The 20,855-nt window shown below is 51.1% G+C and carries 20 protein-coding genes; 12 read left to right on the top strand and 8 right to left on the bottom strand.

All coding sequences use genetic code 11. The features are described 5' to 3' along the window. Positions 1–52: 52 nt before the first annotated feature. The 6 genes from dinI to ABDW13_RS07500 all read left to right on the top strand — a co-directional run bounded on the left by dinI (position 53) and on the right by ABDW13_RS07500 (position 3,900). Positions 53–298, top strand: coding sequence for a DNA damage-inducible protein I (gene dinI / locus ABDW13_RS07525; RefSeq protein ID WP_343551872.1), 246 nt, complete (start codon positions 53–55; stop codon positions 296–298). A gap of 142 nt (positions 299–440) precedes the next feature. After that, on the top strand, positions 441–710 hold the full coding sequence (locus ABDW13_RS07520; RefSeq protein WP_343551871.1) for a hypothetical protein: 270 nt from the start codon (positions 441–443) through the stop codon (positions 708–710). 278 nt (positions 711–988) lie between these two features. Beyond that, positions 989–1,243, top strand: coding sequence for a biofilm formation regulator BssS (bssS, locus tag ABDW13_RS07515; protein ID WP_097094279.1), 255 nt, complete (start codon positions 989–991; stop codon positions 1,241–1,243). A gap of 106 nt (positions 1,244–1,349) precedes the next feature. Next, a complete protein-coding gene (gene solA, locus ABDW13_RS07510; protein WP_343551870.1) occupies positions 1,350–2,465 on the top strand; it encodes an N-methyl-L-tryptophan oxidase in 1,116 nt (371 codons plus the stop codon). Between the two features lie 282 nt (positions 2,466–2,747). After that, positions 2,748–3,323, top strand: a complete 576-nt coding sequence (locus ABDW13_RS07505) for a cytochrome b (RefSeq protein WP_343551903.1) — start codon at positions 2,748–2,750, stop codon at positions 3,321–3,323. Position 3,324: 1 nt separating this feature from the next. Continuing rightward, positions 3,325–3,900, top strand: a complete 576-nt coding sequence (locus ABDW13_RS07500; protein WP_343551869.1) for a YceI family protein — start codon at positions 3,325–3,327, stop codon at positions 3,898–3,900. 31 nt (positions 3,901–3,931) lie between these two features. Here ABDW13_RS07500 and ABDW13_RS07495 read toward each other — a convergent pair whose 3' ends face one another. Continuing rightward, positions 3,932–4,987: a rhodanese-related sulfurtransferase gene (locus ABDW13_RS07495; RefSeq protein WP_343551868.1), complete on the bottom strand. Its 1,056-nt coding sequence runs from the start codon at positions 4,985–4,987 to the stop codon at positions 3,932–3,934. A 269-nt stretch (positions 4,988–5,256) separates the two neighbouring features. Between ABDW13_RS07495 and ABDW13_RS07490 the strand changes: the two genes are divergently transcribed. The 3 genes from ABDW13_RS07490 (at position 5,257) to ABDW13_RS07480 (ending at position 7,518) form a co-directional block, all read left to right on the top strand. Further along, complete coding sequence (locus ABDW13_RS07490) at positions 5,257–6,180, top strand: Kdo(2)-lipid IV(A) acyltransferase (protein ID WP_343551867.1); 924 nt, start codon at positions 5,257–5,259, stop codon at positions 6,178–6,180. Positions 6,181–6,738: 558 nt separating this feature from the next. After that, positions 6,739–7,005 (top strand): hypothetical protein, encoded by a 267-nt coding sequence (locus ABDW13_RS07485; RefSeq protein WP_343551866.1) that lies wholly within the window; start codon positions 6,739–6,741, stop codon positions 7,003–7,005. Between the two features lie 117 nt (positions 7,006–7,122). Then, positions 7,123–7,518: a MysB family protein gene (locus ABDW13_RS07480; RefSeq protein ID WP_343551865.1), complete on the top strand. Its 396-nt coding sequence runs from the start codon at positions 7,123–7,125 to the stop codon at positions 7,516–7,518. 2 nt (positions 7,519–7,520) lie between these two features. On the opposite strand, the gene ABDW13_RS07475 is transcribed toward ABDW13_RS07480, so the two are convergent. Beyond that, entirely contained in the window at positions 7,521–7,760 is a 240-nt protein-coding gene (locus ABDW13_RS07475) for a YceK/YidQ family lipoprotein (RefSeq protein ID WP_343551864.1), read from the bottom strand. 292 nt (positions 7,761–8,052) lie between these two features. Here ABDW13_RS07475 and ABDW13_RS07470 point away from each other — a divergent pair, with 292 nt between their 5' ends. Further along, positions 8,053–9,672, top strand: a complete 1,620-nt coding sequence (locus ABDW13_RS07470) for an Ig-like domain-containing protein (RefSeq protein ID WP_343551863.1) — start codon at positions 8,053–8,055, stop codon at positions 9,670–9,672. Between the two features lie 70 nt (positions 9,673–9,742). Here the strand turns inward: ABDW13_RS07470 and mdoH are convergent, their stop codons facing one another. Further along, entirely contained in the window at positions 9,743–12,292 is a 2,550-nt protein-coding gene (gene mdoH, locus ABDW13_RS07465) for a glucans biosynthesis glucosyltransferase MdoH (protein WP_343551862.1), read from the bottom strand. Next, complete coding sequence (locus tag ABDW13_RS07460; RefSeq protein ID WP_343551902.1) at positions 12,285–13,820, bottom strand: glucan biosynthesis protein G; 1,536 nt, start codon at positions 13,818–13,820, stop codon at positions 12,285–12,287. The genes mdoH and ABDW13_RS07460 overlap by 8 nt, the downstream gene beginning before the upstream one ends. A gap of 278 nt (positions 13,821–14,098) precedes the next feature. Here ABDW13_RS07460 and mdoC point away from each other — a divergent pair, with 278 nt between their 5' ends. After that, positions 14,099–15,223 carry a glucans biosynthesis protein MdoC gene (gene mdoC / locus ABDW13_RS07455; RefSeq protein ID WP_343551861.1) on the top strand — a complete coding sequence of 375 codons (1,125 nt, stop codon included), beginning with the start codon at positions 14,099–14,101 and terminating at the stop codon, positions 15,221–15,223. Positions 15,224–15,252: 29 nt separating this feature from the next. Here the strand turns inward: mdoC and ABDW13_RS07450 are convergent, their stop codons facing one another. Next, positions 15,253–16,716 (bottom strand): phospholipase D family protein, encoded by a 1,464-nt coding sequence (locus ABDW13_RS07450; protein WP_343551860.1) that lies wholly within the window; start codon positions 16,714–16,716, stop codon positions 15,253–15,255. A 153-nt stretch (positions 16,717–16,869) separates the two neighbouring features. Between ABDW13_RS07450 and ABDW13_RS07445 the strand changes: the two genes are divergently transcribed. Next, positions 16,870–18,018: a beta-glucosidase gene (locus ABDW13_RS07445; RefSeq protein ID WP_343551859.1), complete on the top strand. Its 1,149-nt coding sequence runs from the start codon at positions 16,870–16,872 to the stop codon at positions 18,016–18,018. Here ABDW13_RS07445 and ABDW13_RS07440 read toward each other — a convergent pair. From ABDW13_RS07440 to ABDW13_RS07430, 3 genes are all read right to left on the bottom strand, one after another. Further along, a complete protein-coding gene (locus ABDW13_RS07440; RefSeq protein WP_343551858.1) occupies positions 18,015–18,188 on the bottom strand; it encodes a hypothetical protein in 174 nt (57 codons plus the stop codon). The genes ABDW13_RS07445 and ABDW13_RS07440 overlap by 4 nt on opposite strands. Positions 18,189–18,227: 39 nt before the next feature. Then, a complete protein-coding gene (locus ABDW13_RS07435) occupies positions 18,228–18,371 on the bottom strand; it encodes a hypothetical protein (RefSeq protein WP_343551857.1) in 144 nt (47 codons plus the stop codon). A 103-nt stretch (positions 18,372–18,474) separates the two neighbouring features. Then, a complete protein-coding gene (locus ABDW13_RS07430; RefSeq protein ID WP_343551856.1) occupies positions 18,475–20,676 on the bottom strand; it encodes a TonB-dependent siderophore receptor in 2,202 nt (733 codons plus the stop codon). Positions 20,677–20,855: the final 179 nt, after the last annotated feature.

Below are 20,855 nucleotides of genomic sequence, written 5' to 3'. Positions count from 1 at the left end.
TTCGGGATAATTATACTGTACAAATGAACAGTATATTATTCCGGAGGCTTCTATGCGTGTTGAAATTACCGTAGCAAAAACTCAGCCCCTTCCTGCGGGCGCATTAGATGCACTAAGCATCGAACTGACGCGTCGTATTTCCAAATATTTCCCCGATGACGATCACCACGTCAAAGTCCGTTACGCAGGCGGCAATCAGCTGAGCGTATTTGGCGGTGGTAAAGAGGCGCGCGAACGCATCACGGATATTTTACAAGAGACGTGGGAAAGCGCCGACGACTGGTTTAATAACGATTAACTGCCACTGTGCTGTTTTTGCCGGGTGTCGCTATCCGGCTTTTTTGTTTTATTTCGCTCTCGCCAGAAAAACTTCCTGCATCTAGACTCATATTAAACGATCCCCTATTCTTGCCTCGTCATGCTTACAGGAGGTGTTTTACGTGACTACTGAAAAACCAGAAGAGGCGATGACCTTTGGGGAATTGCTGGCATTTATTGCTGAGCAACAGCGCAGATTAACCGTGCTGGAAAATGCCTTTGCCACGCTAACGTTCGGTCTCGACGATCGTACCAATCAGTTACTGGTGCACAACCTGACGCTGGAAGCACAAAACCAGAATCATGACGCACAGTTACAACAGCATTTTACTCGGCTGGCGGAAGAAATTCAGAAGCGTCATGGCCAACTGCCGATTGAGTCAGGCGAGTAAGAACAATCCGTTTTTAGTCGTAAAGTTTCCCCGTGTTATCGCCGATAACATTAATGTTGTGACCCACGATATTCCCAATAAAATGCCCAACGCAGCGGGCATTTTATTATTCTTTAAAACCTGGCTTTTAGAACGGTTTATTTTTGCTCAGTCAAAGATCGTCATACCTTTTAACTATTGTACCCGCTGATTCATGTTATAATTGTTTCGCTAGTGCACGATACAGCCGCATTGAACCTCAAGAAGCACTTCGTTTAACGAGTAATACGGAGGTTATAATGGACAGAAATAAAGACGTCATTCAGACTCATCCGTTGGTAGGATGGGACATCAGCACCGTAGACAGTTATGACGCCATGATGATTCGCCTGCACTCGCTATCATCGCAGGGTCAGAAAGAAGAAGAAGCTGACGTGGGCCCGACTTACTGGCTAACCACCGACGTAGCCAGACAGTTCATCTCCATACTCGAAGCTGGCATTGCAAAAATAGAGTCCACCGAGCAATACCTACGCGACAATCAAAAGCACTAATCTCACCAATCGCGTGAACGGGCACCCTTAAGGGTGCCTTTTTCATGGGCGCAATGTTTTGATATGCTGTTGAAAAATTTCGCCGTTTGTCTGGAGTGATGTGGTTATGGTTTATGATCTGATTGTGGTGGGAAGTGGTTCGGTGGGCGCTGCCGCCGGGTTTTACGCTACGCAAGCGGGTTTATCCGTGCTGATGATTGATAGCGCGCACCCGCCGCATAATCAGGGCACTCACCACGGCGAAACCCGACTGATCCGTCATGCTTATGGCGAAGGCGAACGTTACGTACCATTAGTGCTGCGCGCGCAAACCTTGTGGGACGAACTGGAACGTCAAAGCGGCGAACGCATTATGCATCGCAGCGGCATCCTCAATTTAGCCCCGCTCACCTCGACCTTTATTCAAAATGTTATCGACAGCGCCAAAGCCTGGCAGTTGGATGTGAAAATCTTGCAAGCGGATGAAGTCCGTGCGCGCTGGCCACAATTTAGCGTACCAGACGGTTATATCGGCGTATTTGAACCCAATTCAGGTTTCCTGAAATGCGAGCAAGCGGTACGCAGCTGGGTGCAACTGGCGGAACAGGCAGGCTGCGCGCAATTGTTTAATTGTCCGGTCACTGAAATTGGTCGCGATGGCGATCTGCAACAGGTCACCACCAGCGATGGCGTGTTCCGAGCGCGCAAACTACTGGTCAGCGCCGGAACCTGGGTAAGCCAATTGGTCGATGATTTGCCAGTTGCGCCGGTGCGTAAAGTGTTTGCCTGGTATCAGGCCGATGGTCGCTACAGCGAGAACAATAAGTTTCCTGGCTTTACCGTTGAGATGAGCGATGGCAGCCATTTTTACGGCTTCCCGGCGGATAACAACGCGCTCAAAGTCGGACGTCACGATGGCGGCCAACTGATGCAAAAACAGGAAGATCGTAAACCGTTCGGCAGCAACGCGCAGGATGGCAGCGAATCCTTTAACTTCCTGCGTAAATTCCTGCCGGGCGTTGGCGTCTGTTTGCACGGTGAAGCTTGCAGCTATGACAACACGCCAGACGAAGATTTCATTATTGATACGCTGCCTGGCGAACCAAATCGATTAATCATCACTGGTTTAAGTGGTCACGGTTTCAAATTTGCTAGCGTGCTCGGCGAACTCGCCAGTGAATTTGCGCAAAATAAACCGTTCTCATTCGACATTAAGCCCTTCTCATTGGCTCGATTTAATTAACTACTTCTCGCCGACGCAGTTATTGCGTCGGCACTCTTGACGCAAATTGACGATTAATTACTTTATCTGACTTCTCATATCCTGCCTTTGCCGCATTTAGTGTAGTAATTAGCTTTGCAATCCATTTCAACTCATCCCACTTCAATTATTCTGACCAACTTTGCGTTGATTAGTCATTCAATCCGAAGGTTATTTTCAACATTATAGAAAAGTAAGGCTGATTGCTTTCTTATTTCAAAATGTAGATGCTCATTGCCACATATTTCATTGGTTTGGACTTTCATTATGTGGCGCAATTCCACACAGCATTTCGGCGTGGTTTCAATCCTATTGCATTGGGTCATGGCGCTGATAATTTACGGCATGTTTGCGCTGGGTTTGTGGATGGTTGGATTGGGTTATTACGACGGCTGGTATCACGACGCGCCGGAAATTCACAAGGGCGTTGGCATCCTGTTATTTGCCGCTTTGCTGTTGCGTCTTGGCTGGCGTGTTATTTCAGCGCCGCCTAAACCGCTGCAAAGCTATTCCCCGTCCGTTCGCTTCGCCGCCAGCGCTGCACATGGCTTGCTGTACGCCTTATTGCTGGTGCTGTTATTGAGTGGCTATTTGATATCCACCGCCGATGGCAAACCGATCTCGGTTTTTGGCTGGTTTGATGTGCCGGCACTCTTTAGCGGTGCGGCGCAGCAGGCCGATCTGGCGGGCGATATTCATCTTTGGCTGGCATGGAGTTTGGTCGTGCTTTCAGCATTACACGCGCTGGCCGCGCTTAAACATCATTTCATCGATCGTGATGTGACACTGAAAAGGATGTTGGGTTACCGCATCCCGTTAACCTCTGAAAAGGATAAATAATATGTTCAAGAAAACATTATTGGCCGTCGTCGCCGCAGGATTTTTCAGCACCAGCCTGACCGCCAGCGCCGCTGATTATAAATTTGATAAAGAAGGGCAACACGCCTTTGTGCAGTTCCGTATTCAGCATCTGGGGTACAGCTGGTTATACGGTACCTTTAAAGATTTTGACGGCAGTTTCACTTTTGACGAAACGAATCCTGCAGCGGATAAAGTTAACGTCACCATCAATACTAATAGTCTCGATACCAATCATGCCGAGCGTGATAAACATCTGCGCAGCGCTGATTTCCTCAATACCGGCAAATATCCGCAAGCCACCTTCACTTCAACGGGTGTGACGAAAGAAGGCCAGGATTACAAAATCAACGGTGAGTTAACCCTGAATGGCGTAACCAAACCGCTGACATTGGCGGCGAAATTAATCGGTGAAGGCAAAGATCCGTGGGGCGGCTATCGCGCAGGATTTGAAGCTAGCGGTGAGATCGTGCTGAAGGAGTTTAACATCAGCAAAGATCTGGGCCCGGCATCGCAGAAAGCAGAATTGATTATTTCAGTGGAAGGCGTACGTCAGTAAATAAAACGGCCTGAATATCAGGCCGCTTTTATTATTTTTTATCCGGCGCAGGAATCGCCATCGTCATATTCAGCAAACCGCGGGATTTGTTGAAGACTTTATTGCCATTCTCACGGCCCGCACGACGTGCACGCTGCTCTTCTGGCGACAGCAACGACTCTTCCATGCAAATCGGGCTGCAGCAGTTTTTATATTTTTCTGCACAGCTCGGGCACTGAATAAACAGTAAGTGACAACCATCGTTAACGCAGTTGGTATGGCTGTCGCAAGGCGCGCCGCACTGGTGGCAACTGGAAAGAATATCGTCAGAAATGCGCTCGCCCATACGCTCATCAAAGACAAAGTTTTTGCCCTTGAAACGCACCGGTAAACCTTGCTCACGCGCACGACGGGTATATTCGATGATGCCGCCTTCAATGTGATACACATCATTGAAGCCGTTGTGCTTCATCCACGCGCTGGCTTTTTCGCAACGAATGCCGCCGGTGCAGTACATGACAATCTTCTTGTCCTTCTGATCCTGCAACATATCCACTGCCATTGGCAGTTGATCGCGGAACGTATCCGCGGGCACTTCCATGGCGTTATCGAAGCGCCCGACTTCGTATTCGTAATGGTTGCGCATATCGACGAATACTGCGTCCGGATCGTCAAGCATGGCGTTGACGTCGGCGGCTTTCAAATACGCGCCAACATCGCTCGCATCAAAGCTGTTGTCTTCAATGCCGTCCGCCACGATACGCTCACGCACTTTCAGACGCAGCACCCAAAACGATTTGCCATCGTCATCCAGCGCGATATTCATGCGCAGATTGTTTAACGCTGCATCGAAGGCATACAACGCGGCCTTCATTTGCTCGTAACGGCTGGCTGGCACGCTGATTTGTGCGTTGATCCCTTCATGAGCGACATACACGCGACCAAAGACCTTGAGCTTGGTTAACTCAATGTACAGCGCATCGCGGAAAGCTTTCGGGTCGGCAATCTGGAAGTATTTATAAAAAGAGACTGTGGTACGTGGTTCGGTTTCCGCCAACATACGTTCCTTCAGCTCTTTATTGGAAACAAGGTTATGTAACACTGGCATGGTGTTCGATCCTGTTAGCAAATCAGAGAAATTTAGCGCGCATATGATACTCGAATTCTACACAATGCAAAGTCTTTGGTGCGAATCGCCTCACGGCATCAATAACCCGCGCATTTCTGCCTCGCAATTGCGTTTTCGTGCGCATACCTGCTGCCAGATAGCCGCGCACCGTCTAAGCTTGATTTCAGCCAGAATGAAAAAATGGCATAATGACAAAAAATTACAGAAACCGGACTCTCTGGCATAAGACGCAGGATACTGACATTTCCATGACTCAACTTCCCCAACTTACCCGTGAACTCTTCGCTCCACGCTATTGGCTGACCTGGATTGGTATTGGTTTTCTTTATTTGCTGGTGCTGCTGCCTTACCCCGTTCTGCATGCGATTGGCTGCGGGTTAGGCCGTATTGCGATGCGCTTTATGAAACGTCGTGTTGAAGTGGCTCAGCGCAATTTGGAAGTGTGCTTTCCCACGATGCCGACCAACGAACGTGAAGCGATGGTGAAGCACAACTTTGAATCCGTCGGCATGGGGCTGATTGAAACCGGCATGGCGTGGTTCTGGCCTGATTGGCGTATTCGTAAATGGGTCGCCACCAGCGGCTTAGAGCATGTCACCAATGCGTTGGCGGAAAAGCGCGGTATTTTGCTGATTGGTATGCATTTCCTGACATTGGAGTTAGGTGCACGCGTATTTGGTATGCACAATCCCGGCATTGGTGTTTATCGTCCTAATGACAACAAACTGCTCGACTGGCTGCAAACCTGGGGCCGCATGCGATCCAATAAAAGTATGTTGGACCGCAAAGATTTAAAAGGCATGATCCGCGCCATGAAGAACAACGACATCATCTGGTACGCGCCGGATCATGATTATGGCCCGCGCAGCAGCGTGTTCGCCCCGTTCTTCGCCGTTCCCGATGCCGCGACCACCAGCGGTACGCATATGCTGATTCGTTTAGCCAATCCGAGCGTCGTCCCTTTCCTCGCGCGTCGTTTACCCAACGGCCGGGGTTATGAACTTAAAATGATGTCGGATATCCGCGACAAGTTCTCTCTGGAGAGTGAAGTAGACACCGCGACGGTAATGAATAAAGTGGTGGAAGAAACCGTGCTGCTGGCGCCTGAACAATATATGTGGTTGCATCGCCGCTTTAAAACCCGCCCGGAAGGCCAACCTTCGGTTTATTAAGTAGATTGAGGCGCGTTGAGCGCCTCTTCTATTTTCGCAATTACTAATCTTATTATGCGAAGAGATCCGCGCAATTTGAGTTAAAAAACGGGCCAGCTAAAATTTGGCCTGTTTATATTGTTCGAGCCAGCTTTAGATCAGAAAAACCCTTCCGAAACGATACGGACTTACGCTTCTTTACCCTTTGTTAACGATATGTAAACGGAAAATCAGGACTTCTCGTGCATTTCAGTCTAGTGACTTCATTCATTTTTGCTAACCAAATTAGTCGTATCCGGCCCTGATTAGCACTAATTCCAGGGCAATTCCTATTTAATATTGTTAAACCCTTCGGGTTCGCTTATCAATCCAGTAAAATTAACTTAGTAAACAAGGCATTGTCCGAATAAAAATCGCTATATTCCTTTTCTTCAAAATTAAGCCCCCCTTTATATCATTATGGAATTGGTTCACGAAATCGATTCCAGGTAATTTCGACTGTGACAGTTTCAGCAATAAGTTCACTTTTAAAAAAATAATAAGATTACACACAGCAAATATATCTCAGGAATAAATAACATGAATAAAGGCATCTATTATTACGTGACAATCAGCACCGATCAGGAAGGTTATCACTTACTGCATCGAAAAGAGTGTAAACGTCTACCTGTAAAGGAGGATATGGTTTTCATCGGTACCCTTTATAATTTAAACCAGGCATTATCAACCGCGCGTATTAATTTTAAAAAGGTTAAACCCTGTATTAAATGCTGTATTCGTTACTCGGCACCACTTATTCATGAATCTGTCCGTCCGGTACACCATTTCCCGCAGAAAATAGCCTGACCGGTTGGGCGGTTGATTGCTAGTCTACCGCCCAACCGATATTGCCGCCTGCCCTTCACTTCCTCATTTTTCGTCTATCCTTCTCAGAAATCCCTTTCAATAGACATGGAGTGAATAATGAGCCTGTTTAGCACCTTAGAAGAAGCTATCGACGCCGCGCGTGAGGAATTCCTCGCTAATCAGCCTGATTTGGCCGAAGAAGACGCTAACGTCAGCCAATTCGCGCTGCAAAAGTATGTGATGCAGGATGGCGATATTATGTGGCAGGCCGAGTTTTTTGCCGATGAAGATGAACAAGGTGAATGTTTGCCCATCTCCAGCGGAGAAGCCGCGCAGGCGGTGTTTGACGGTGATTATGACGAAGTGGAGCTGCGTCAGGAATGGCAAGCCGAAAATACGCTACACGAATGGGATGAAGGTGAATTTCAGCTGGAGCCGCCACGTGATTTAGAAGAAGGCGAAGCGGCGGCGCAAGAGTGGGAAGATGACAACAGCCCGTCAGATAATTTGTAACCTTATTCGTACGGACCGTGATTGGCATCGACCGGCAATAATAGCGTGTCCATCACCAATGATAGCGGCAGATCGAGAATGGTCAGCACCCGCCACGGTCCATCACGCACATCCCACTGCACGCCGGGATAATATTGATTGCCGTGTCCCTGGCCTGGGAACGTGCGGCTGATGATACTGCCGCAGCCGGTAAGAACAAGAATCGCGGCGCTGAGCGCCGTTAATTTCAGGAAATATTTCACAACATCTACTCACAATGAACTGGCGTCAGTTTAACCGTCTTACGCAGACATTAACCACTCTGAAAACGTAAATAATCTGTTATGGCGACCTTAGCGAGTTGTGGTCAATTAGCCATTTGAGTAACAAATAAGAGGTTTGCATTAATGCATGCTTAAAATATTCGTTACAAATCAATGTTATAGTTCTCTTAGGCACAAATTTTAGTACTCTTTTTTGGGACGGTTCCCCTGTCACCGAATTGATGCAAATCGTAATTTCCTGTGCTGATTATTAACGCACAGGAGTGCTAGCATGAATAACTTCAAAGATACGAACTCAACCAGAAATTCCCTTCCTTCAGTGAATGCTTTGCAAGAAACTGGCGCGCTTTCCGCTTTAGCTTCCACTCAAACTGTGTCGCAACCTGTTATCAATGATGTTTACGATAATTTCGGACCAGTTCAGCGTTCGCTGAGCAATGGTGAAACGACTGATGATCGTAGCCCAGTAATCAGCGGCACCGCGGCGAGCGATGTGCAATTTGTCCACCTTTACCGCAACGGAATTGAGGTGGCTAAAGTGCCGGTAGTTAATGGTCAGTGGTCATGGGAAGCGGGAGAAAAAGCATTCAGCACGGGCTATAACAACATCGTGGTGCGTGGTGAGAACACTGAAGGACAATTGAGTAGCGCATCAGACGAGTTTCTGATCATTGTTGCAGCTAAACCTGGCGTTCCGGTGATCATTGATGCCATTGATGATACTAGCGGCATGCCTGAAGTGATTAAACGTGGCGGACAAACCGAGGACGATACGCCAACCTTACGCGGTAGCGGCGTAGCGGGTAGTGTCATTACGCTTCAGGCCAAAGCTGCCGGCAGTAAATGGCTGGAACTGGGTTCTGCCATCGTGGATAGCCAAGGTCACTGGCAATTGACGTCGTCACAACTGACTGAAAACGGTAACTGGAGCTTCAGGGCAAAAGCCACAAATGGCCATGGTTCTAGCGCCTGGAGCGACAGTTTCTTCCTGGAAATTGAAGGTCAGTCCACGGCACAACCTGTTTTGTCTGAAGTATTTGATAATTTTGGCCAAATCAAAAAAGTCCTCACTGCTAATAGCTCAACTGACGATCACAACCCTCGCTTCAGCGGTACCGCCGACTCCAGCATTAAATTGATTTATATCTATGATGGTGACGTGAAAATCGGTGTGGTAGCGACAAATAAAGGCAAATGGTCGTGGGAAGGTGAAGCGAATACCTTTGGCGCCGGCCAGCACCACATTACTCTACGCGGTGTCGATGCAGGCGGGGCGTTAAGTGAGCCTACCGAGGCCTTTAATTTCACGGTTACCGCACCTGCACCAGGTGTGCCGGTGATTGTCAATGCATTGGATGATACCCACAGTACGGTAGACATTATCGGTCATAAAGGCACTACATCAGACACTACCCCGACGCTAAAAGGATTAGGCGCTGAAGGCAGCATTGTGACCATTCAGGCTATGTCGCCGCATGGACAGTGGGAAGTCATTGGTTCTGCTGTCGTCGGCAGCAACGAAAGATGGTCATTCACCACTGATGAACTGACGCAGCAAGGCAATTGGGGCTTCCGCGTGATGTCATCAAATGAAAATGGCAAAAGCGGCTGGAGCAGCAAGTTTATTTTGAAGCTGGTTGAAGCACAGCCGGAAAGTGAAGATCTCGCCACTGTAAACACAGAAATCACCTCAAACGATATTCTTAGCCAGGGTTCAGAATGGCTGTTCAGTGATGAGCAAGCACCTTCAGGAAAAGTGGATGCAAATGCCATTGCAGGCATTGATAACACTGGTAGCACCTTGAACCAAGCTGGTGTACTGAGCAACGCCGTGGGGCTGTCGACAGAAGATCTGCAAGCCTTACAGCAAGAACTGACGATCGCTTACTGATAGCATCATTATTGACCAATAATTTAACAAATAAAAAAGCGGCATTTCTGCCGCTTTTTTAGTTTCCAGCTTAGCGCTGAGGCAGCGCTTCAGGATTGAGCTTCAGCTTCTGATAGCTTTCCACCCACTGATGATATTTATCTGCACTTTCCCACAAACGTGAATGCACACGAGCCAGCACCACCGGATCGCTGATCAGCTGCAAACGCTGCTCGCGATTCAGTTTTTCCGGCGCATCGCTCAATGCCTGATCAACGCGGCGATCGCGTGCATGATCAAGCAAGGTGCTTTGCTTATGGCGTGAAGTGGCCATCGCGGTCGCCAGCGCGTTAAACGCTGGGTTAAACAGCGCATGCATAAAGCCATTTTTCAGCGCACGTTGACGGTTGATTTGCAAATAGTGATCGGTATCGACCAGTTCTTTCGGCGGCTCGTACTCTTCCGGAATCAGGAACAGTTTCGCATTCTTACTCTTCTGCCCCACCGTTGCACGGCTCGACATCACTGAGACGAATGGCGACAGAATCAGCGAGAAGACGATCGGTGACAGCCACCACAGGAAGTTCAGATCGAGGAAGCCCATGCCGCCCGCCCACACCAGACCTAACAGCATCTGTGAACCATGACGACGGAAGGCTTCGCCCCACGGTGTCGCATCATCGTCACGCTGCGGTGAATTCCAGACCACTTCCCAACCGAGGAACGCGCTGACCACAAACACCGTATGGAACAGCATGCGCACCGGCGCCAACAGCACCGAGAACAGCATTTCCAGAATCAGCGAGCAGAACAAGCGAATCGCGCCACCGTACGGTTTCGCCCCCTTGAACCAGATCAGCACCACACTTAACAACTTCGGCAGGAACAGCAACACCAGAGTGGTTGAGAATAGCGCAATCGCCAGATCAGGACGCCACTGCGGCCACACCGGGAACAGCTGGCGAGGTTGCAGGAAGTAGGTTGGTTCCATCAACGTATGCACCACCTGCAAGGCGGTAGACAACGCAAGGAACATGAACCACAACGGCGCAGAGAGATAAGACATCACACCGGTCAGGAACACCGCGCGGTGTACTGGGTGCATGCCTTTCACCAGGAACAGACGGAAGTTCATTAGGTTACCGTGGCACCAGCGACGGTCACGCTTCAATTCATCCAGCAAGTTCGGTGGCAGCTCTTCATAAGAACCCGGCAGATCATACGCGATCCACACGCCCCAACCGGCACGACGCATCAGCGCAGCTTCCACGAAGTCATGTGACAGAATCGAACCCGCGAAGGAACCTTCACCCGGCAACGGCGCTAGCGCACAGTGCTCAATGAACGGCTGCACACGAATGATGGCGTTATGGCCCCAATAGTGTGATTCACCCAACTGCCAGAAGTGCAGACCTGCGGTGAACAGCGGACCGTAAACGCGAGTAGCGAACTGCTGGCAACGCGCATACAGCGTATCCATACCCGACGCTTTTGGCGAAGACTGGATAATACCGGCGTTCGGATTGGCTTCCATCATGCGCACCAAGCCGGTGAGGCAATCACCGCTCATTACGCTGTCGGCATCCAGCACTACCATGTAACTGTAGTTGCTGCCCCAACGACGGCAGAAGTCATCAATGTTGCCGCTTTTACGCTTTACACGACGGCGACGACGGCGGTAGAAGATCTTGCCCGCTCCGCCAACATCGCGCACCAGCTCCATCCAGGCTTTCTGCTCGGCAATCGCGATATCCGCATCGTAGCTATCGCTCAGAATGTAGACGTCGAAATGCTCGGCATTACCGGTACGTTGCACCGATTCCCAGGTAGCACGCAGGCCGGCAAACACGCGCTCAACGTCTTCATTACAGATTGGCATGATCAGCGCAGTACGGTGTTCCGGGTTCAACGGCTCGTCGCCGGTGGTGGAATACGAAATACTGTATTTATCGCGACCAATCAGCAATTGCAGGAAGCCCATCAACGCGGTCCAGAAACCGGCGGAAACCCAGCAGAACAGAATGGCAAACAGGAATAGAATCCCGGTCTGCAAAATGTACGGCAAGATCAGCTCAACCGACTGCAACCAGTTCTGGTTGAACATCTCGATCGGATCGATCAGCGTCCAGCCCTGATACGGCAGAATGGTTTTCATGTACCAGGTGGCGACCACGGTTTGCAAGATGGTCAGAATCAGCAGCACGTAGCGACGCATGGAGCCAACGTGGCGCCATTTATCTTCTGTTTTCTGCTCTTCTGCCGAGGCATAACGTGGCGTGGATTTCTGCCCACGCAAAGAGTCCCAGGCGCGCGCAATCGGGTTGGTGCGCCAGATTTCCGGGAACATCAACGAACGCTTCACCTGTGGCATCGCCTTCAGCGTGGTGCGATCAAGATAATCTTTGCTCAGTTGTTGCCCATCCGCCAAAGAGTCTGGCCAGGCCATTTGCACACGGGATGACACCGATTTCAGCGGCGCATCGTCCGGGCGCTCGCTGGCGGCGATATCTTGCCCCAGCGACGTATGAATAGCGTGGAACGCCTGCGCATTCTGCAACGAATCGCTCAGACGCGCGCGTGCTGCCGCATCAAGCGGCAGCGCCTCCACGTAAGATTGAGGTAAATAAGTCGATTTATTCATTGGCAGGTAGCTGATAGCTCCAGGTTTCCGTCAATGTCTTGTCGCCGCTTACCAGCGCCGCACGCATCTCGGTCGGCTGCTTGTTATCTTTCACACGCAGACGCAACACCAGACGCCAGCCTTTAGTCACCGGGTTGTAGCGAACACTTTGTTCCACTACATCCGCGTTATTGCCCACGCTAACCTGCGGTGCAACTTGCGTATTTTCCGGCAGCTTGCTCATCGCTTTACCGACAAAATCAATGGTAAAGGCGGTTGAGCCATCCGGCTGACGCACCAGATTTGACTGTTTCACATCACCCGCAGAACGCAGTGTGTCTTTCACCCAAGCGGTATCGTCGGAGTGTAGCTGGTTCTCATCGCGCGTGAAGTGCAGACGATATTGGAAGTTCATCTCTTTGCCCGGCTCTGGCAGTTTTTCCGGCGTCCAGAACGCAACGATGTTGTCGTTGGTTTCGTCAGCGGTTGGAATCTCTACCAGTTCCACGCGGCCTTTGCCCCAATCACCTTGCGGCTCAACCCAGCCACTTGGACGCAGATCGTAACGATCGTCAAGGTCCTGATAACGGCTGAAATCACGCGTACGTTGCAGCAAACCGAAGCCTTTCGGGTTCTCAACGGTAAAGGTGCTTACCGCCAGATGTTTCGGATTGTTCAGCGGACGCCAAATCCACTCACCGTTACCGGCGTGAATAGAAAGACCGTTGGAATCGTGCAGCTCTGAACGGAAGTTGGTGACAGGCGAAGGCTGGTTAGCACCGAACAGGAACATGCTGGTCAATGGCGCAATGCCCAGTTTGCCGACGTTATCACGCAGGTAAACCTTGGATTGCACATCCACGGTGGACTCTTTGCCCGGCATGATGACAAAACGATAGGCACCGGACGCGCGTGGCGAATCCAGCAGCGCGTAAATCACCAGCTGTTTGTCCTGCGGTTTTGGACGTTCAATCCAGAACTCTTTGAAGCGCGGGAACTCTTCGCCCGACGGCAAGGCGGTATCAATCGCCAATCCGCGCGCCGACAATCCGTAAACCTGGCCTTCGCCAATCACACGGAAATAGCTGGCGCCGAGGAAGCTCGAAATCTCGTCGTCTTTGCCTTTTTTGTTAAGTGGATACAACACCTTAAACCCAGCAAAGCCGAGGTTTTTGACTGAATCAGCATCGTGCTTCACGTTGCCGAAATTGAAATAGTCAGGGTTATATTTGATCTCACGTACTGACGATGCGGTGACTTCGTTAATTTTCACCGGCGTATCGAAATACATGCCCTGATGATAGAACTCAAGCTTAAATGGTGTGCGCAGTTTGCCCCAATAAGCTTTGTCGTGGTTAAACTGGATCTGCTGGTAGTCAGCAAACTTCATTTCACGAAACTGAGAGGGTAAATTGCTCTTTGGCGCTTCGAAACTTTTCCCTGCCAACGCCTTGGCTTGTTTTGCTACATCATCGATGTTAAACGCCCAACTATTGTTGGCATACATAGCCAGCAGAACTGCCGCGCCTACCCAGCGCATCTTTACCAGTCCTACTTTATTATTCACATTATTCAGCACATCCCCCCCTTTCGTGTGCTTAGATCAAACCCGCTTATCTTAAAGGATTATTCGGTTTTCCGACAGCGTATGTAAAAGATTGTTCCGCTGATTTGTAAGCTGAAAGTGTGCTTTTAGGATAATTAAACCCTGCAAAATCACATACAGATTGAACTGATAGTATACCCTGTTTACAGCCGGTAGAATTTTCATTCGGCATAATCCGGTTTCAGGGTGAAACCGGCAAGTAAACTGACTATTGGAAGATTATGAGTTCAGCCAAACCCCAACGTGAATATTTCCTCGATTCGATCCGAGCGTATTTAATGTTATTAGGCGTGCCATTTCACGTCTCCTTGATCTACTCAACCCAAAAATGGGCGGTAAACAGTTTCGACGCCTCAATCTGGTTAACGGTACTGAATGATTTTATTCACGCCTTCCGCATGCAGGTGTTCTTTGTTATTTCGGGCTATTTTTCCTACATGCTCTATTTACGCTATCAGCCGCAGCGCTGGTTAAAAGTGCGTCTGGAGCGCGTCGGCATCCCAATGTTAACTGCGGTTCCGTTGATTACGCTGCCACAGTTTTTCATCACAAAAAATCTCACCGACAAGATTGGCGACTGGAACAATTTTTCACTGTACGACAAGTACAATACGCTGATGTGGGAACTGATTTCGCATCTGTGGTTTTTGCTGGTGTTAGTGATTCTCACAACGTTGGGCATGCTGACCTTCAAATGGCTCAACAAGCAAAAGCGCAGCATTGATTATCAGCAAATCGGCTGGGGTAAATTGACGCTGGCATTTATGGCCTATGCGTTGGTTTGGTGTCTGTTCCGCCGTGTGCTGTTCAACTTTGTGCCTGCGGTATTTGGTGATGGCTTGTTCAGCATCGCGGTGATGCAAACGCTGATGTTCCTGCCGTTCTTTATGTTGGGCGCATTGAGCTGGAAGCATCAGGCGTTGAAAGCGCTGTTTGTGCGCTTTAATCCGGTGATGTGTTACGGCGCGATTGTGGTGTTCATCGCTTACTGCCTGAATTTGCGTTTTAGCAGCGGCGACGGTTGGATGTATGAGCTTGATATGATCATCTCAACCTTGATGGGACTGTGCATGCTGAACGTCTGCTTCAGCCTCGGTCACAAACTGCTGAACAGCCATTTACCACGCATCATGTATCTGGTGAACGCTTCGCTGTTTATCTATCTGGTGCACCATCCGCTGACCATTTTGTACGGCATTTACGTGACGCCACATATCCACAGCGATACATTGGGCTTTTTCCTCGGTTTGCTGATGGTGTTTGGTATCGCCTTCACGCTGTACGAAATTCATCTGCGCATTCCGCTCCTGCGTTTCCTGTTCTCCGGTAAACCACAGAATAAATAATCGTGAGCGGGCGCACAGCGTTGCGCCCGCTACAGCAGCCACTCTATTGGTAGACGCCAGACCAATCGCACCAGCAACCGCTGCATCAGCGAGCATTGCGGTTCGTGTTTATGCACCACTTCGCCCTGCTCTCCGGCAAATTCCAGCCAATTAACGCGTCCCCATTTGTCGAGGCGCAACGTCCACGCCCGATCGCGCATACCGGCAATAAAGCGTTGATGGGTTTGCTGCGCCAGCGTTTCGCTCTCAATCACCAAGCCCATTTCGGTATTCAGCATGGCGGAACGCGGATCAAAATTAAACGAACCGATAAACACTTTGCGGTTGTCGACGGTGAAGGTTTTAGCGTGCAGGCTGGAGCCGGAATTACCGGTCAAACCGCGGTCGTGCGGCGCATTTTGCGGATTATCTTGCGGTTTCAATTCATACAGCGCGATGCCATGGCGCAGCAACTTCTTACGCCAACGCGCATAACCGGCGTGCACTACCGTGACATCATTGGCCGCCAGCGAATTGGTCAAGATGGCGATTTTGACACCGCGCCGTTTCAGCGCCAGTAACTGCGCCACGCCGGATCGGGTTGGAACAAAATAGGCCGAAATGATATCGAACTGCTGCTCTGGCATGCCGATCACTTCCAGCATGCGTTGCGGCAATAAATTGCGACGACGCGCTTTGCCCAATCCTTTGCGCGGATCGTCGCTCAATAAGCGTGACTCTGCCCACGTCATCGCCAATTCGCCTTGCTCCATCTGGCTGATGAACGATGAATGTTCCAGCCGCGCCAGATAACGTTCCACCGCCTCACTCTGTTGCCACTCTTCGGGCAAACGCACCGCCTGATGCACATCGCCACTGACATCCACCACTTTGCGCAGCGGCGACACCGCTTTGCTAAGCCAGTAGCGTTCAAAATCTTCCGCCACTTCGTCCACCACTGGGCCAATTGCCAGCACGTCGAGATCGGTAAACAGCGGTTCATCGCCGGTACCAAAATATTCGTCGCCGATATTGCGTCCACCCACCAGCGTGGCGGCGCCATCCACCGTCAAACTTTTGTTGTGCATGCGGCGATTGAGGCGGGAAAAATCGGTGAGATAACCCAGCGCGCGCAAGGTGCGGAACGAGAAGGGATTAAACAGGCGCACCGCGATATTCGGATGGCGATCGAGTTCCGCCAGCGTTTCATCGAGGCCCGGCGTGTTGTTGTCATCCAGCAACAAACGCACTTTCACGCCGCGCTCGGCGGCATTCAGCAGCGCGCTAAACAGCAAGCGTCCAGACATGTCGTTGTGCCAAATGTAGTACTGCACATCGATGCTGTGCTGCGCCATTTCCATCAGCAAATAGCGCGCGGCAAAAGCGTCTAATCCATCATTCAGCGGATGAATACCGCTCATACCCGGATGCTGCGCGCACCGCGCCTCGACGCTCTGCTTTAGCCCTTTTCCCGCTGGCTGCTCGGGCGGCAAAGAGGTTGCTGCTTCACTCATAAGGAATCCCTGAAATCGCTGGACCTATTATTGTTGGTATCAATGCGCAAAGAAGCAATCGGAGCCTTCCCCTTCTGCAAAATGGCGCATCGTCAATTTAGTCTAGACTTAGCCAAGCGTTCTGCATCCGGCGTTCACCGTGAGGAGAGGATTATGACTCAGCCATCCCTGCGCCATCACCCTCAGTTGTTCCGCAGCTTCTTTCAAGGCAGTTTTCCCTGTTCCACCGGTCGTCGCGCGGGCGGGCGTCGTTTAGATATGGTGATCAGCAGCGGCCACGACATGTTGCTGGAAAAAGATTATGCCGCGCTGGCGCAACAAGGTCTGCACACCGCGCGCGACGGAGCGCGTTGGCATCTGATTGAAGCTACGCCGCATGAGTATGACTGGCACAGCTTTCTGCCGATGGTGCATGCCGCCGCGCGCCACGACATGCAGATCATTTGGGAACTGGCGCACTTTGGCTATCCCGATCATCTGGATATCTGGAAAGCGGAATTTGTCGATCACTTTGAACGCTTCGCCCGCGCCATGGCGCAGTTAATGCGCGATGAAGGGATAACCCAGCCGTTTTTCACGCCGATTAACCAAATCTCCTTCTGGTCATGGGCTGGCGCCGATGTGTCGTGGCTCGATCCTTATGCCAGTGAACGCGGACGTGAATTAAAGCGCCAGTTGGTGCGTGCTTCATTGGCGGCGATGCATGCGATCCGCGAAGTCTATCCCGACGCGCGCTTTGTGTTAACCGATCCTCTGGTGCAAGTGGCTACCGATCCCGACAATCCCGACAGCAAACCTTACGCCGACGCGCAACATCAGGCGCAATTCGAAGCCTGGGATTGGCTGGCGGGACGCGATGCGCCGGAACTTGGCGGACGCGAAGATTTTCTCGATATCCTCGGCCTGAATTACTATCCCGACAACCATTGGTTTTTCTCTGGCGAAACCATCCCGCTGGATCACCCCACGCGTCAGCCATTGCACCGTTTACTGCTGCAATGTTGGCAACGTTATCAACGCCCAATGTTGCTGGCGGAAACCGGCGCGGAAGGCGATGCACGCGCGCCGTGGCTGCGTCAGGTGAGCGAAGAAGCGCGCTTGGCATTGACGCAAGGCGTGGCGCTGGAAGGAATTTCAATCTATCCGGTGGTGGAGTATCCGGCGTGGGCCGACGATCGTCGTTCGCCCGGCGCGCTGTTTGGCCTTGGCGATCCCAATGGCAATCGCACCTTGCATGAAGCGCTGGCGCTGGAGTTACGTAGTCAACAGATTAAGTGGCAGAACTGGGAGAAAAGCGATTAAGACTGCTGCGTGGTCGCGGTCTTTTGCGGGCAGGTTTGCACATCAAGCGTAGGATCGGTCGGGTGACGCACATCGGTCAGCCATGTCATGGTGAAGAGAAAAACCACGCCGATTAAACAGGCGGATAACAGGCCAATTATGGCGATCAGTTTGTCATCTCTGGCTTCCATCAACATCTCCTTGCAGGCTTCCTTTTCCCGTTGCTGACCTTAATTCATCCACAGGGTAATCATCAGGACGAAGATTATAAGCGTAACCGACGTCACTGCAAGCACCACAATGGCGAAGAGTGCGTCGTCCAGCGGTTGGCGATAAGGTTCGTCATGATCGTCGTGTGGTGCGGGTGAACTCATAATGACTCAAGCATTAGGGCGCGTTTCGAGCAGCAGAGTTTAAAGCAATACAGGGAAGGATAAAGCATTTAATTATAAGGGCGGCCATTTGGCCGCCCACTGATTAGAAATCGTAAGTCAGAGACACTTTCACCGTACGCGGTTCGCCCTGCGACAAGTAGGTGCCGCTGTCGTCGACGTTGGCCCAATACTTCTCATTGGTGACGTTATCCACGCCGACACGCCACACCATGTCGTTCTGGTTAACCTTCATGCGGTAACGCAGACCTAAATCCAGCGTGGTGTAGTCATCCAGCTTCATGTTGTTGGCCAGATCGGCGTACTGCGAACCGGTGTAGTTCAGCAACGCGGTCGCCGTTAAACCGTCAACTGGCTTGATGTCATATTCCGCACCCAGCGCAGCGGTAAAGCGCGGCACGCCAATGGCGTTTTTACCATCTTCGTTGCTGTCGCCGGTTTTGGTCATATCCGGATCGATCCAGGTCGCGCTGCTGTTGAGACGCAGACCCAGCACCGGCTCACCAAACACATTCAGCTCGACGCCACGGTTACGTTGTTCACCGTTAAGCTGGTAAACGTTGTTGTTTTTGATCCCCACCGGCTGCTTGATTTCAAACAGCGCCAGCGATCCACCAATGCGACCGTAATCGGCTTTGACACCTACTTCGTTCTGCTTAGCATGCACAATGCCGGTGACGCTACCGTAGTTGCTGGTACCAAACGGCGCCGCAGTGCCCGGCGTTAACGATTCGGTGTGGTTGGCATACAGCGAGATGTTTTGCGTGGCTTTATACAGCAAACCATAAGCAGGCAACCAACGACTGCTGTCAAAGCGCGTGCCGGTATCTTCTGCGCCGTCATAACCGTAGTTACGCACCACCACTTTCTGATGACGTGCGCCCAAGGTTGCCAACAAGCTGTCATCAAAGAAGCCCAGCGTATCGCTCAGCAGATAACCTTGCGAACGTGAACGGTAGGTGGTGAGCGGATCGCTGAACTTGCTGCCGCCGGAGTAAACGTTGTCCGGCTCAGTCACATCCTGCGGGTTATAGATGTTGACGTTGGCATCGTTGCCGGACGACATGCGATAGCTGTTTTTCGCGTTCGCGGTCATCGCGGAATAACCGAAGTTGACTTTATGCGTCACCGGACCGGTGGTGAAATCGCCACGCAGGCCAACCATGCCGCTCATGTTGTCCTGAATGCGATTGGTGCGGAAACGGCCGATGGTGGCGTTACCGGCGCTATCCAACACTTTTGGAATGCCGTAGTTGCCGACTTCGTGAGTATGCTGCGCGCCCAATCCGGCGTAGGCGGTCCACTGATCGGTGAGATCGTATTCCGCTTTTGCCAAACCGAATTCCGATTGGATATCACTGAATACCCAATTCTGGCTGTAGTTCTTTGAATTCGACGGCACATCAGGAATGAAGTCGATGCCGCTGATATTGATGCTGTTGCGCGCATCGTGGAAGGTTTTCTTTTGATAGCCGACGTCCAGCGAGGTACGCAGACGATCGCCACGATAATCCAGGCCGAGTGATGCGGCGGTGGTACGTTTCTTCTCACCATCAATCTCGGTGCCGCCTTCGCGATTTACCGCGTTCAGACGCACGCCAAACTGGTTGTTATCGCCAAAGCGACGTCCGATATCTGCCGTGCCGCCAACCTGCGAGCCGGAGGTGTAATCAACACCAATACGCGTCAGCGGCGTATCATCAGCGTGTTTTGGTTCGAGGTTAATCATGCCACCAACGCCGCTTTCGGCCGAACCGTTCAGCAAGGCGTTGGCCCCTTTGAAGATCTCAACACGATCAATCAGCGAGGCATCCATCACCTGACGCGGCACAATCCCGGCCAGGCCGCCGTAAGTCATGGCATCGCCATCCAGCTTGAAGCCACGAATGCGGTAGCTTTCAGCAAAGTTGCCGTAGCCTTTCAGATTCTGTACGCCAGCATCGTTACGCACCACATCACCGATGGTTTGCGCTTGCTGGTCTTGAATCATTTTCGAGGTGAAACCGATGACGTTAAACGGCACGTCCATCGCTTTCTGCTCACCCAGCATGCCGATGCGGCCGCCGTGCGCCACCTGACCATCGAGGTAAGCCGGCACCAGATCGTCGCCGCCGGGTTTGAAATCGCTTTGCGGTGTTGCGGTCACGGTTAGCGTTTGCTGCTCGTTTTTCGCGTCAGTTTGGGTTGTGGTGTTGGTAGTAGCAGCCATCACTGGCAAACAACCGGCGCTGACCATTACGGCCAACAGCGTCGGTTTCAGTCCGGGATTGAAAGGCATAGTGCGCATGAAGATCCCCTAATGCAAACGAATTGATAATCATTATTATTGCGGTTTGCGATTATGCGCAGCTGTACGGCGAAAGCAAGAAAAATCCGAGTTTTGGCAGGGAGATTATTCAGCGTGGCTTTGCGGAGGTCACCATAAATGGCGACCTTACGGGGTAAGTGCGAGGTTTTGTCGGGTCA

Source organism: Pantoea sp., assembly GCF_039594315.1.
Taxonomy (GTDB): domain Bacteria; phylum Pseudomonadota; class Gammaproteobacteria; order Enterobacterales; family Enterobacteriaceae; genus Pantoea.
Note: the sequence above shows the minus strand (reverse complement) of the source record. Positions and strands in the feature narration are given on the sequence as shown.